13 protein-coding genes are annotated in these 13,622 nt (G+C 63.6%); 8 read left to right on the top strand and 5 right to left on the bottom strand.

Going from position 1 to position 13,622, the window contains the following annotated elements:
• The first annotated feature begins 47 nt into the window (after positions 1 to 47).
• Entirely contained in the window at positions 48 to 2,096 is a 2,049-nt protein-coding gene (locus tag E6C48_RS08020; RefSeq protein WP_136355836.1) for an NADH:flavin oxidoreductase, read from the top strand.
• A 107-nt stretch (positions 2,097 to 2,203) separates the two neighbouring features.
• Here the strand turns inward: E6C48_RS08020 and E6C48_RS08025 are convergent, their stop codons facing one another.
• Complete coding sequence (locus E6C48_RS08025; RefSeq protein WP_136355838.1) at positions 2,204 to 2,611, bottom strand: hypothetical protein; 408 nt, start codon at positions 2,609 to 2,611, stop codon at positions 2,204 to 2,206.
• Positions 2,612 to 2,703: 92 nt separating this feature from the next.
• Here E6C48_RS08025 and E6C48_RS08030 point away from each other — a divergent pair, with 92 nt between their 5' ends.
• On the top strand, positions 2,704 to 3,129 hold the full coding sequence (locus tag E6C48_RS08030) for a MarR family winged helix-turn-helix transcriptional regulator (protein ID WP_136355840.1): 426 nt from the start codon (positions 2,704 to 2,706) through the stop codon (positions 3,127 to 3,129).
• A gap of 18 nt (positions 3,130 to 3,147) precedes the next feature.
• Here the strand turns inward: E6C48_RS08030 and E6C48_RS08035 are convergent, their stop codons facing one another.
• On the bottom strand, positions 3,148 to 5,229 hold the full coding sequence (locus E6C48_RS08035) for a putative bifunctional diguanylate cyclase/phosphodiesterase (protein WP_136355842.1): 2,082 nt from the start codon (positions 5,227 to 5,229) through the stop codon (positions 3,148 to 3,150).
• Between the two features lie 233 nt (positions 5,230 to 5,462).
• On the opposite strand from E6C48_RS08035, the gene E6C48_RS08040 reads away from it, so the two are divergent.
• Entirely contained in the window at positions 5,463 to 6,650 is a 1,188-nt protein-coding gene (locus E6C48_RS08040; RefSeq protein WP_136355844.1) for a glycine C-acetyltransferase, read from the top strand.
• On the top strand, positions 6,650 to 7,684 hold the full coding sequence (tdh, locus tag E6C48_RS08045) for an L-threonine 3-dehydrogenase (protein ID WP_136355846.1): 1,035 nt from the start codon (positions 6,650 to 6,652) through the stop codon (positions 7,682 to 7,684). The genes E6C48_RS08040 and tdh overlap by 1 nt, the downstream gene beginning before the upstream one ends.
• A 16-nt stretch (positions 7,685 to 7,700) precedes the next feature.
• Here the strand turns inward: tdh and E6C48_RS08050 are convergent, their stop codons facing one another.
• Positions 7,701 to 8,150, bottom strand: a complete 450-nt coding sequence (locus tag E6C48_RS08050; protein ID WP_136355848.1) for a MarR family winged helix-turn-helix transcriptional regulator — start codon at positions 8,148 to 8,150, stop codon at positions 7,701 to 7,703.
• A 219-nt stretch (positions 8,151 to 8,369) separates the two neighbouring features.
• On the opposite strand from E6C48_RS08050, the gene hmgA reads away from it, so the two are divergent.
• From hmgA to E6C48_RS08065, 3 genes are all read left to right on the top strand, one after another.
• Positions 8,370 to 9,683, top strand: a complete 1,314-nt coding sequence (hmgA, locus tag E6C48_RS08055) for a homogentisate 1,2-dioxygenase (protein ID WP_136355850.1) — start codon at positions 8,370 to 8,372, stop codon at positions 9,681 to 9,683.
• Positions 9,684 to 9,875: 192 nt separating this feature from the next.
• Positions 9,876 to 10,889, top strand: coding sequence for a fumarylacetoacetate hydrolase family protein (locus E6C48_RS08060; RefSeq protein WP_136355852.1), 1,014 nt, complete (start codon positions 9,876 to 9,878; stop codon positions 10,887 to 10,889).
• 95 nt (positions 10,890 to 10,984) lie between these two features.
• Positions 10,985 to 11,524, top strand: a complete 540-nt coding sequence (locus tag E6C48_RS08065; RefSeq protein ID WP_136355963.1) for a DinB family protein — start codon at positions 10,985 to 10,987, stop codon at positions 11,522 to 11,524.
• Positions 11,525 to 11,542: 18 nt separating this feature from the next.
• Here the strand turns inward: E6C48_RS08065 and hppD are convergent, their stop codons facing one another.
• On the bottom strand, positions 11,543 to 12,655 hold the full coding sequence (gene hppD / locus E6C48_RS08070) for a 4-hydroxyphenylpyruvate dioxygenase (protein ID WP_136355854.1): 1,113 nt from the start codon (positions 12,653 to 12,655) through the stop codon (positions 11,543 to 11,545).
• Between the two features lie 252 nt (positions 12,656 to 12,907).
• On the opposite strand from hppD, the gene E6C48_RS08075 reads away from it, so the two are divergent.
• A complete protein-coding gene (locus tag E6C48_RS08075) occupies positions 12,908 to 13,387 on the top strand; it encodes an Lrp/AsnC family transcriptional regulator (RefSeq protein WP_136355856.1) in 480 nt (159 codons plus the stop codon).
• 2 nt (positions 13,388 to 13,389) lie between these two features.
• On the opposite strand, the gene E6C48_RS08080 is transcribed toward E6C48_RS08075, so the two are convergent.
• A complete protein-coding gene (locus E6C48_RS08080) occupies positions 13,390 to 13,617 on the bottom strand; it encodes a hypothetical protein (protein ID WP_136355858.1) in 228 nt (75 codons plus the stop codon).
• Positions 13,618 to 13,622: the final 5 nt, after the last annotated feature.

Genomic DNA, 13,622 nt, shown 5'->3' on the forward strand with positions numbered 1-13,622 from the left:
AGGCTCCTTTGCGGGCGGCTCCTAACATGCAATCGGAACGCCAGCATATGAACGCCAGCAACGATCCGCTTCTTCAACCCTATCAGCTAAAACACCTGACGCTGAAGAACCGCGTCATGTCGACCAGTCACGAGCCGGCCTATTCCGAAGACGGCATGCCGAAGGCGCGCTACCGGCTTTACCATGCCGAAAAGGCCAGGGGCGGCATGGCGCTGACCATGACGGCGGGTTCGGCGATCGTCAGCAGAGACAGCCCGGCCGCCTTCGGCAATCTGCATCTCTATGACGACGCCATCGTGCCGTGGCTCAAGGAACTGGCCGACGACTGCCACCAACACGACTGCAAGGTGATGATCCAGATCACCCATCTCGGCCGCCGCACCGGCTGGAACAAGGCCGACTGGCTGCCGGTGCTTTCCGCTTCGCCGGTGCGCGAGCCGGCGCACCGCGCTTTCCCCAAGACGGCGGAGGACTGGGATATCGAGCGCATCGTCGCCGACTACGCGTCGGCCGCACAGCGCTGCCAGGAGGCCGGGCTGGACGGCATCGAGTTCGAATCCTACGGCCACCTGATGGACGGCTTCTGGTCTCCGGCTACCAACCACCGCGACGACGAATTCAACGGTTCGCTGGAGAACCGCCTGCGCTTCACGCATCTGGTGCTGGACGCCGTGCGCAAGGCAGTGGGCGAGAAATTCGTCGTCGGCATCCGCATGGTCGCCGACGAGGATCTTTCCGCCGGCCTGTCGAAGGAGGAAGGCATAGAGATCGCCCGGCAGCTGGCCAATTCCGGCAAGGTCGATTTTTTGAACATCATCCGCGGCACCATCGAGACGGATGCCGCCCTGACCAAGGTGATACCCGTCACCGGCATGCGCTCCTCGCCGCACCTCGACTTTGCCGGTGAGGTCAGGGCGGCGACCAAGTTCCCGACCTTCCATGCCGCGCGCATCTCCGACGTCGCCACCGCGCGCCATGCCATCGCGACGGGCAAGCTCGACATGGTGGGCATGACGCGCGCCCACATCGCCGACCCGCATATCGTGAAAAAGGTGATGGAGGGCAGGGAGCATGAAATCCGCCCCTGCGTCGGCGCCACCTACTGCCTCGACCGCATCTACGAAGGCGGCGAGGCGCTATGCGTCCACAACGCGGCGACCGGCCGCGAGGCCTGGATTCCGCACACCATCCGCAAGGCGGAAGGGCCGGCAAGAAAGATCGTGGTGGTTGGCGCCGGCCCGGCCGGGCTGGAGGCGGCGCGGGTGACGGCCGAGTGCGGCCATAAGGTGACCGTACTGGAAGCATCCGGACAGGCCGGCGGGCAGGTGCGTCTGGCCACCCACAATCCACGCCGCAAGGAACTGATCGGCATCGTCGACTGGCGCCTTGCCGAGCTTGAGCGGCTCGGCGTCGAGATTCGCTACGACACCTGGGCGGAAGCCGGCGACGTGCTGGCGCTGTCGCCCGACGTCGTGATCGTCGCCACCGGCGGCCTGCCGCAGAACCCGCCGCTGGAGGTGGGCGACGACCTGGTGACGTCGAGCTGGGACATCATGGCCGGCAGCATCAAGCCGGCCGAAACCGTCCTGCTCTACGACGACAATGGCGGGCATCAAGGCATGGGCGCGGCCGAACTGATCGCCAATGCCGGCGCAAAGCTGGAACTGGTGTCGCCGGAGCGGTTTTTCGCGCCGGAAATGGGCGGCATGAACCATGTGCCCTACATGAAAGCCTTCCACGAGAAGGGGGTGACCGTCACCATCAACACTCGGCTGAAAGCGGTACGGCGTGAAGGAAATCAACTGGTTGCGACGTTGTCTTCGGATTTTGCCAAAGATTGGAACGCCGAACGGCACGTCGACCAGGTGGTGGTCGAGCACGGCACCGCGCCGCTCGACGATCTCTATCTGGCACTGAAACCGCTGTCGAAGAACCTCGGCGCGGTGGACTACGAGCGGCTGGTGAAGGGCGGCGCCATCTTCCCCGACCGGAACGCCGATGGCCGCTTCGTTGTCTTCCGTATCGGCGACGCTGTCGCCTCGCGCAACATCCACGCGGCGATCTACGACGGCATCCGCTTCGGCATCAGGGTCTGAATGCGCGCGGCCGTCGGCACGAGAGCCATGTGCCGGTGGCCGCGCGCTGCGCACGCCGGTTGCATGGACCTTGGCCCATGCGGGGGCGAGCGCCGTCGGGCAGGTTTTCAGAACATCCGCGCGATCGCCATGCACAGCACCGTCAGGGCGAGCAGTCGGGCCGCGACGCGTTCGCCCTTCGCCATCGTGCCGCGCAGCGCGGCGGTCGTCGCTTCGTCCGCGCCGGCAAGTTGCCGGCGGGCCGGACCGACAAGCGCGCCGAGCACCCCTGCCGCCGCAAGGGCGGCGAGGATGCCGATCCCGAGCACCAGTTCCATGTTGCCGAAGACGCCCTGGTGGAAGAAATACCAGAGCAGGGCGCCGGTGATCAGGGCCAGCGTTGCGGACCCCATCTGCGGGCCGAAGAAGCGCTCCGCCTTGATCTCCGGATCGCGGGCAATGGTAAAGGTCGTGCCGGCCCAGAAGACGCCGGCCATGACATGCAGCCCGAGAACGACGATATAGACATATTCCATGATCCGTTCCTCGCTTCCGTTCATGCATATTGATAGATATCGAATGATTAGACGTCAATTGTTTTGGGTGAATTTGCTGTTATGATCCTGCCATGAAGCTGACATCCGTCCCCATCGGAATGGACCTTTTCCGCACCACGAAAGTGCTTTCGCAGGCTTTCGAGGCGAGGCTTGTCGAGGCCGGCGGCGGCCTGCCGACATGGCTCACCTTGCTGTCGGTCAAGTCGCAGGCGTCCGCCAACCAGCGGGAACTGGCGGGCATGATCGGCATCCAGGGCGCGACCCTGACGCATCATCTCAACGCGATGGAAAAGCAGGGCTTGTTGACGCGGCGGCGCGATCCGGCCAACCGGCGCGTGCACAGGGTCGAGCTGACGGATGCGGGGGAAGCGCTTTTCCTACGCCTGCGCGATGTTGCGGTGGCATTCGACAAACGGCTGCGTGCCGGAATTCCGGACGACCAGGTCGCTCAGGTCGCGGCCATGCTTGCGACGTTTCGGGCCAACGTGGGGGACTGAACGCCGCCGCCGGCTCCGTCAGGCGACGTTGCCTTGCACGACGGTGAGCTTCGCCTTCTTCGGCGCGCGGGCGGCGAGCCAGGCGCGCGCCTCCTCCTGCGGCATCGGGAAAGCAACGGAATAGCCCTGTACCTGCTCGCAGCCGATTGCGAGCAGGGAATCGAGTTCGGCTTCGGTCTCGGCGCCCTCGGCGACGATGGAGATGCCGAGCCCGCGTGCCAATTCGGTGATGGCGCGCACGATCTTGGAGTTGTCGCCGTTCTGGTGGATGTTCTGGACGAAACGGCGGTCGATCTTGAGGCGGTCGATCTCGTTCGGGTTGACGTGGCTGAGCGAGGCATAGCCGGTGCCGAAATCGTCGAGCTCCAGATGCACGCCGGCCGAACGGATGTGCCTGAGCTTGGCGGCGATACCCGTCTTTTCGTCGTCGAGGATGACGGATTCGACGATCTCCAGCGACAGTCTGTCTGCCGGCAACCCGGCCTCTTCAAGGGTGCGAAACAGGAAGGCGTCGAAATCCGGTTCACGCAGTTCCGTGCCGGAGACGTTGACGGCCAGCCGCCCGAAGCCGATGCCGGCGCGGTGCCACTCCGCCGCCTCCGCCACCGCCTTGGCGATGACGATACGGCCGATATCGGCCATCAGGCCGCATTTTTCGGCGACGGGAATGAATTCGCCGGGCGAAACCATGCCGCGCGTCTTGTGCTTCCAGCGCACCAGCGCCTCGACGCCGCCGATCGAACCGTCGACAAGCGAAACCTGCGGCTGGAAAAAGACCTGGAAGCCTTTTTCGGCGATGGCCATGCGCATATCCTGCTCGAGCTGCTTACGATGGTCGAGCTCGCGGCGCAGCTCTTCCGAGAAGAAGGAGAAGGTGCCGCCGCCGAGCTTCTTGGCCGAGTAGAGCGCGAGATCCGCATGCACCATCAGATCCTTGGCGTTGTCGGCGTCGACCGGATAGACGGCGATGCCGGCGCTCGCGCCGGGCAGGATGGTGGTGCCCTGGAAAACGATCGGCTGGTTGACGCGCGACAGGATGCGCCGGGCCACCATGTTGATGTCTTCAGTGTCGCCCGCCCCGTTGAGGATGATGACGAATTCGTCGCCGCCGAGCCTGATGCACAGATCGGAGGCGCGGCAGGATTCGCGCATGCGCTGGGCGGTCGCCACCAGAACGTAGTCGCCGGCCGCATGGCCCAGCGTGTCGTTGATCTGCTTGAAGCGGTCGAGGTCGAGCTGGACCACCGCCAGCCGCTCGCGCCGGCGATATGCACCCTTGATGAGCGTGTCGAAATGGTCGGTGAGGAAGGCGCGGTTGTGCAGCCCCGTCAACCCGTCGTGCACGGCGATGAAGGCCATGGAATTGCGTGCGTCGATGAGTTCGTGGGTCTTGCGCAGGATGGCGTTCGACATCGGCCGGAAAATGAACAGCGCGACCAGTATGATGACGCCGATGGTGGCGAAGAACAGGTTGCGATGCAGGTTGAGCATGCCCTGCGAGCGCCGTTCGGCCATGGCGCTGATACGCTGGCCGAGGGCCGAGTAGCCTGACAGCGTGGCGTTGGCGAGCGAAGGGTCGAGAGCGGTATATTCGCCGCCGGCCTTGCGGGAGTTCGCGCCGGCATAGCTGCGATCGAGCTCCGCTTCGAGCGCAGCCGTCAGCCGTCGCCCATTGGCGGCGAGGCCGACGGAGAAATAGTCGAGATGAAACGGCTTGCCGTAGAGCACGCTTTCGATCGAATTCGGGTCGTAGCGTGCCGGTGACGTCGGGTCGGCGTCCGTGTCGTCGACAAACAGGTCGTAGTTCTTCTCGAATTCCTCAGTGGCAACCTTGAGGTCGCGGACGAAGGCCGGCTTCCTGTTGGGCGAAGCCGCTTCCGCGGCGCTTGCGAGGAAGACGATGCGCTGCGACAGCGCTTTTTGCGTCGACACCATGTCGAGCAAGGCGCCGTCGCGCTGCTGGGCCGCCATCATCTCCTGCAGGAGCACGAAGGAGGCGACCGCCATGGCCGCGATGATGAGCAGGGCAACCCAATAGGCGCTCTTGATCAGGAGCACGAGCCGGCCGGAAACGGCGGCTTGCACGGATGGCTGCGACATCGACCGGATTGCTTTCCCAAGATGCGTTCTGCGAGGGATCGTGGGCAGGCAATGGTTAAGGTGTGAAGAAAACACGCCGCCTGCGCCGTGCCGTCGATGCCGAAAAGATGTGCAATGGTTATCGACTGGTTGCGAAAAGCGCATGCTTTGCCGCAATTTCCGCGATCGCGTGTTTTGCGGTGGATTTTTGTTGCGCCCGGCGCGACAGTCGCCCGCGACAAAAGGGGGAGCGCATGACCAACGCATTTCTTTCCCACATCGATGCGGAGCTCGAAGGATTGAAGGCCGCAGGCCTCTACAAGGCCGAGCGCGTCATCACCTCCATGCAGTCGGCCGAAATCGAGGTGGCGGACGGCGCCAGGGTTTTGAACTTCTGCGCCAACAACTATCTCGGCCTCGCCGACAACGCCGAACTCAGGCAGGCGGCGAAGGCCGCCCTCGACCGCTACGGCTACGGCATGGCCTCGGTGCGCTTCATCTGCGGCACGCAGGAGGAGCACAAGCAACTGGAGGCGAGGATTTCATCGTTCCTCGGACTGGAGGACACGATCCTCTACGGCTCCTGCTTCGACGCAAACGGCGGCCTGTTCGAGACGCTGCTCGGCGAGGAGGATGCCGTCATCTCGGATGCCTTGAACCACGCCTCGATCATCGACGGCGTGCGGCTGTCCAAGGCCAAGCGCTTCCGCTACGCCAACAACGACATGGCGGCGCTGGAGGAAGAATTGAAGAAGGCGGAAGGCTGCCGCTTCAAGCTGATCGCCACGGACGGCGTGTTCTCGATGGACGGCATCATCGCCAACTTGAAGGGCGTATGCGACCTGGCCGAGAAATACGGCGCCATGGTCATGGTCGACGACAGCCACGCCGTCGGCTTCGTCGGCGCTCACGGACGCGGCTCGGCCGAGCATTGCGGCGTCGAGGGCAGGGTGGATATCGTCACCGGCACGCTGGGCAAGGCGCTCGGCGGCGCCTCGGGCGGCTATACGTCCGGCAGCCGACAGGTGGTGGACTGGCTGCGCCAGCGTTCGCGGCCCTACCTGTTCTCCAACACGCTGATGCCGGCCATCGCCGCCGCCTCGCTGAAGGTCTTCGACCTGATCGAACATGGCGACGGGCTGCGCAAGAAGCTCACCGACAATGCCGCGCGCTTCCGCTCGTCCATGACGAAGCTCGGCTTCACCCTTGCCGGCGCCGATCACCCGATCATTCCGGTGATGCTGGGCGACGCCGCACTTGCGCAGCAGATGGCGCAAAAGATGCTGGAGCGCGGCATCTTCGTGATCGGCTTTTCCTTCCCCGTGGTGCCGAAAGGGCAGGCCCGTATCCGCACGCAGATGTCGGCCGCGCATTCGAGCGCCGACATCGACCGCGCGGTGGACGCTTTCGGGGAAGTGGGCAAGGAACTGGGGATTATCTGATGTCCAACATGATGCGTGCCTTGGTGAAGGCAAAGGCCGAACCCGGCATCTGGATGGAGCGGGTGCCGGTGCCGGAGATCGGCCCCAACGACGTGCTTATCAAGGTGAAGAAGTCCGCCATCTGCGGCACCGATGTCCATATCTACAACTGGGACCAGTGGGCTCAGAAGACCGTGCCGGTGCCGATGGTGACGGGGCACGAGTTCGTCGGCACCATTGCCGATGTCGGCTCGGCCGTGACCGAATACAAGGTCGGCCAGCGCGTCTCGGGCGAGGGCCATATCGTCTGCGGCCATTGCCGCAACTGCCGGGCGGGCAGGGGACACCTGTGCCGCAACACTTTAGGAGTCGGCGTCAACCGGCCGGGTTCGTTCGGCGAATATGTCGCCATTCCCCAGCACAATGTCGTGCCGATCCCCGACGACGTGCCGGACGAGGTGGCGGCGATCTTCGATCCGCTCGGCAATGCGGTGCATACGGCACTTTCCTTCGACCTCGTCGGCGAGGACGTGCTGGTGACGGGCGCCGGCCCCATCGGCATTATGGGCGCGCTGGTGGCGCAGTGCGTTGGCGCGCGCAAGGTGGTCATCACCGACATCAACCCTTACCGGCTCGACCTCGCCCGCAAGGTCGGCATCCACCACGTCGTCGATGCCTCGAAAGAAAAGTTGCGTGACGTCATGCTGCAGGAAGGCATGACCGAGGGCTTCGACGTCGGGCTGGAAATGTCGGGCTCGGCGGTCGCCTTCCGCGACATGATCGACACCATGAACAACGGCGGCAAGATCGCCATCCTCGGCATCGCGCCGACCGGCTTCGAGATCGACTGGAACAAGGTCATCTTCAAGATGCTGACGCTCAAGGGCATCTACGGTCGCGAGATGTTCGAGACCTGGTACAAGATGATCGCGCTGGTCCAGGGACCGCTCGACGTCACCGGCCTGATCACCCACCGCATCGGCATCGACGACTACCAGGCCGGTTTCGAGGCGATGAAGAGCGGCAATTCCGGCAAGGTTGTGATGGACTGGTGAAAGCTGTCGGCCGCCGTCATTCCTCGCCCTCGCGCATGAATTCTTCCAGCCGCTCCAGCCCGTAGTCGAATTCGGCAAGGCGCGCGGCGCCCATGGCCTGCGAGAGACGCCGCTCGAACGCCTTGGCCAGCGGCACCATCTCTCCATAGGCGGCCAGCCCGGCTTTGGTCAGCGTCAGATGCTCGATGCGGCGATCGTTTTCATCAGGGGTGCGCGACAGCCAGCGCCGCCGCTCCAGTTCGGCGACGGCGCGAGACACCTTGGTCTTGTGCATGGCGGACTGTTCGCCGAGCGTCTTGGCCGTCAAGGAGCCGTGCTGGCCGAGCCCCGCCAGCACGCGCCATTCCGGCCGCGTCAGGCCGAGCCTGTCCTTGTAGACGGCGGCGAATTCGCGGCTGACCAGATCGGCCAACCGGTAGAGCCGGTAAGGCAGGAAACTTTCCAGTTCGAGGATTTTGTCGTTCATCGCATGATGTCCAATTGTGCGTCCTTCGAGGCTCGCTCCGCTCGCACCTCAGGATGAGGACCGCAGGGTGCCAACCTCGGCAAAGGAGCACCTGCGCCAACCTCCCTCATCCTGAGGTGCGAGCGGAGCGAGCCTCGAAGGACCGCACCACCAAGCCGTTGATAGTTACAAAATCGATGGTTACAGATGAAACAAATACGGTCAATCCGGGAGGATGCGATGGCCTTTTCCTACATGCCGGGCTTCGGCAACGATTTTGAGACGGAAAGCCTGCCGGGCGCGCTGCCGCAGGGGCGCAATTCGCCGCAACGGCCGGCCTACGGGCTCTATGCCGAACAGCTTTCCGGCTCACCCTTCACCGCACCGCGCGGCACCAACGAGCGCTCCTGGCTCTATCGCATCCGCCCGAGCGTCAAGCACACCGGCCGCTTCAAGGGCGCCAGCTATCCACATTGGAAAACGGCACCAAACCTCGGCGACCACGAGTTGGCCCTCGGCCAGTATCGCTGGAATCCGACGCCGATGCCGTCGGAGCCGACCGATTTCATCGCCGGCATCCGCACCATGACGACGGCCGGCGACGCGCTCGGTCAGTCCGGCATGGCGGCGCATGTCTATATCGCCAACAAATCGATGGCGGACGACCATTTCTTCAACGCCGATGCCGAGATGCTGATCGTGCCGCAGGTCGGCCGGCTGAATTTCGTCACCGAGATGGGCGTGATCGAGATGGCACCGGGCGAGGTCTGCGTGCTGCCGCGTGGGCTGACCTTCAAGGTTGAACTCGTCGACAGGCAAGTGCGCGGTTATATCTGCGAGAACTACGGCGCCAAGTTCACCATGCCCGATCGCGGGCCGATCGGCGCCAACTGCCTGGCCAATCCGCGCGACTTCAAGACGCCCTGCGCCTGGTTCGAGGAGAAGGAGACACCCTGTCGGCTGATCGTCAAATGGTGCGGTGCCTTCCATGAAACCATGCTCGACCATTCGCCGCTCGACGTGGTCGCGTGGCACGGCAACTACGCGCCCTACAAATATGATCTCGCGACGTTTTCACCGGTCGGGGCGATCCTGTTCGACCATCCCGATCCGTCGATCTTCACCGTGCTGACCGCGCCGTCCGGCGAGGAAGGCACGGCCAATGTCGATTTCGTCATCTTCCCGCCGCGCTGGCTGGTGGCGGAAAATACCTTCCGGCCGCCCTGGTATCACCGCAACATCATGAGCGAGTTCATGGGCCTGATCCACGGCCAGTACGACGCCAAGGAGGAGGGTTTCGTGCCCGGCGGCATCTCGCTGCACAATATGATGCTGGCGCATGGGCCGGACGCGCCGGGCTTCGAGAAGGCATCAACCGTCGAACTGAAGCCGGTGAAGCTCGACCACACCATGGCCTTCATGTTCGAGACGCGCTTTCCGCAGATGCTGACGCGCTTCGCCGCCGAGGCGCCGACCTTGCAGGAAGATTACATCGACTGCTGGAAAGACCTGAAAAAGCGCTTCAACGGGACTGTGGAAGGGGATTGGAGTTAGGCGCCGACCCTGTATTAATGAGGTGCGTCCTTCGAGGCTCGCTCCGCTCGCACCTCAGGATGAGGGAAGCCGGCGACTGCCTCTCAGGAGAAAGCAGCGCAAACGGTCCTCATCCTGAGGTGCGAGCGGAGCGAGCCTCGAAGGACGCACGACAGAATGACCAAAACAGCGCGATTTGGGGAAAAGAACCGCATGAAACTCGCTACCTTGAAGGACGGCAGCCGCGACGGGAAACTGGTCGTCGTCTCGCGTGACCTGACGCGCTGCACCGATGCCTCGTTCCTCGCCCGCACGATGCAGGCCGCGCTCGACGACTGGACCCGCGTCGCGCCGCACCTGGCAGCATTGGCCGAGTCGCTGGAACACGGTTCGGTGCCGTCCGAGCGCTTTCACGAGAGCGATGCGCATTCGCCACTGCCGCGCGCCTACCAGTGGGCGGACGGCTCGGCCTACGTCAATCACGTCGAACTGGTGCGCAAGGCGCGCGGCGCAGACATGCCGCCGAGCTTCTGGACCGATCCGCTGATCTATCAGGGCGGCTCGGACGCCTTCGTCCCGCCGCGCGATCCGATCCGCATGGCCGACGAGGCCTGGGGCATTGACTGCGAGGCAGAAGTGACGGTGATCGTCGATGACGTGCCGATGGGTGTCGGCGCCGAGGAAGCCAAGGATGCCATCCGCCTCGTCATGCTGGTCAACGACGTGACGCTGCGCGCGCTGACGGGACCGGAACTCGCCAAGGGGTTCGGCTTCTTTCAGTCCAAGCCTTCCTCGGCCTTCTCGCCGGTCGCGGTGACGCCGGACGAACTCGGCGACGCCTGGGATGGCGGCAAGGTTCATCTGCCGCTGATGGTGGATCTGAACGGCAAGCCGTTCGGCCGCGCCAATGCCGGCATCGACATGACGTTCGATTTCCCAGCCCTGATCGCCCATGCGGCGCGGTCGCGGCCGCTTTCGGCCGGCACCATCATCGGCTCCGGCACCGTTTCCAACAAGATGGACGGCCAGCCGGGCAAGCCGGTATCGGAAGGCGGCGCCGGCTATTCCTGCATCGCCGAGCAGCGCGTCATCGAGACGATCCAGCTTGGCGAGCCGAAGACGCCGTTCCTGCGCTTCGGCGATACGGTGCGCATCGAGATGAAGGACAAGGCCGGACATTCGATCTTCGGCGCCATCGAGCAGACGGTGGAGAAATACGAGCGCTGAGCGTGCTACACGGCATTGCCGCGTGCTGACACAGTCTTGGCAGGAACGTCGCGGGTTCGCGTTGTAGCGCGGCTGCTATGCGTCTATTCAATGCCATGGCTGATCTGCTCGACCATTTTCGCCGCATGGCGGCGAACAACCTGTGGTCCAACGACCGTCTTTACCGAGCTGTTCTCGCCCTGAGAACGGGCGAATTCGAAACCGAGCGGACGAGCTTCTTCCCGTCGATCCGGGAAACGCTGAACCATATCCTTGCGGTCGATCTGCTCTATCTCGATTTCCTGGAGGAGGGGCCGCTCGGCGCGGCCGCATTCGACGATTTCGTCGCCTTCCATGCGCCGGCTCCGCTGTTCGAGGCGCAAACGGCTGCGGACCGGCGGCTGATGGTGTTCTGCGAGAAAATTACTTCCGCCGATCTCGATCGCCGTGTCGAAACCGACCGGCGCGAGCATGGAAAAATTCCCGAGCGCATCAGTGACCTGCTGGCGCATCTGTTCATCCATCAGATCCACCATCGCGGCCAGGTACACGCCATGCTCGCCGGCACGTCGGTGCCGCCGCCGCAACTGGACGAATTCTTCCTCGACTATGACTGGAAGCTCAGGAAGGAGGAGGTCGAGCGGCTCAAACTGTGAGCCGCTCAACGGAAAAGATCACTCCGCCGCCTCGACCTTGATGACGCCGCGGCGGATCTGGTCCTCCTCGATCGATTCGAACAATGCGCGGAAGTTGCCCTCGCCGAAACCTTCGTCGCCCTTCCTCTGGATGAACTCGAAGAAGATCGGGCCGATGACGGTCTTGGAGAAGATCTGCAGCAGGATCTTGGTCATGCCGCCGTCGACCACGCCTTCACCGTCGATCAGGATGCCGTGCTTCTTCATGCGCTCGACCGGCTCGTCATGGCCGTTCACGCGCTCGAACGACTTTTCGTAATAGGTGTCGGGCGGACCGGGCATGAACTTCAGCCCGTTGGCGTCGAGCTTGTCGGTGGCGTCGTAGATGCCATCGGTGCCGACGGCGATGTGCTGGATGCCTTCGCCCTTGTATTTCTTCAGGTATTCGACGATCTGGCTCGTCTCGTCCTTGGATTCGTTCAGCGGAATGCGGATTTTCCCACAGGGCGAGGTGATCGCTCGGCTGACGAGGCCAGTGATGCGGCCGTCGATATCGAAATAGTGGATCTGCGTGAAACCGAACAGGTCGCGGTAAAAATCCCACCACTTGTCCATGTTGCCGCGATAGACGTTGTGGGTGAGGTGGTCGAGATAGTAGAAGCCGACGCCCTCAGGCTTCGGGTTCTTCTCGCCGATCCAGTCGAACTCGGCATCGTAGGCCGAACCCTTCGCGCCATACTTCTCGATGAAATAGATCAGCGAGCCGCCAATGCCGACGATGGCCGGCACATCGAGCGCCTTGTCGGTGCCGGTGTAGGGCGTGGCACCCTTCGACACGGCATGGTCGAAGGCATGCTTGGCGTCCACAACGCGCCAGGCCATGGAGGCGGCGCAGGGGCCGTGCTCGTCGACGAACTTCATCGCATGCGAGCCGGGTTCGGCGTTGACGACGTAGTTGATGTCGCCCTGCCGCCAGACGGTGATGGCCTTCGTCCGGTGCTTCGCGACAGGTGCGTAGCCCATGCGCGCGAACAGTTCCTCGAGCTTCTGCGGCTCCGAATGGGCGAATTCGACGAACTCGAAGCCGTCCGTGCCGGCCGGGTTCTTTTCGGTGATCTTTGCCGGCGGCGCGTCGTGCGGGAAGGGGCCCATGGCGGTTCTCCGTTGATTTGGGTGCGTCCTTCGAGGCTCGCTCCGCTCGCACCTCAGGATGAGGACCGCCTGCGCTAAGCTCTCCAGAGAGATGGGCACCGGCCTCCCTCATCCTGAGGTGCGAGCGGAGCGAGCCTCGAAGGACGCACTGCTGTTCAATGCGATGATAGGCCGAACGGCCCGCACGGTGCTTGCATTCAACCGCTTCGAATGACCCTTACATGCATGAATTGTGCATGATATGATAAGTTCATGGCGGAGAGAGAAGATATAGACCAATTCGACCGCAAAATCCTCGCGCTTCTGCAGGCCGACGCGCGGCTTACCAACAACGATCTGTCGGAGCGGGTGAACCTGTCGCCGTCGCAATGCTCGCGCCGCCGCCAGCGGCTGGAGGAGAGCGGCGCCATCAAGGGCTATCGCGCCGTGCTCGACCGCGACCGGCTGGGCTTTCCGCTGGTCAATGTCATTTCGGTGACGCTGGCCACCCACAACCGCGACAATGCCCGCCGTTTCGGCGAGTTGCTGGCGCGGCTGCCGGAGGTGCAGGAGGCGCATGCGCTGACGGGCGAGATGGACTACATCCTGAAGGTCGTGACGCCGGACCTGAAGTCGCTGTCGGACTTCGTCAACGGCGTGCTGTTGCCGCACGAGGCCGTGCAGCACGTCAAGACGGCGATCGTCCTGGAAACGCTGAAAGAGACCGGAGAACTGCCGCTCGCCGGCAGTTGAGATCAGACGAAGCCGACCGCGACGCCTTTCTTCCTGAAATAGGATTGCATCAGCTTGCGGCCCTGCCGGTTCGGCTGGACGAGCTTGCTCGTCTCGAAGGTGGCCTCCTGCACGCCCTCCCGCGCCATGGCGCCCTTGAGCGCGGCAATGTGAGTGTCGATCTCTTCATTGTCGTTGCGAAGGGAGGTGTAGATGGCCTCGATGGCTTGGGCGACGGTGATATCGGTCACGGGAT

This window comes from Ollibium composti (genome assembly GCF_004801285.1).
Classification (GTDB): domain Bacteria; phylum Pseudomonadota; class Alphaproteobacteria; order Rhizobiales; family Rhizobiaceae; genus Mesorhizobium; species Mesorhizobium composti.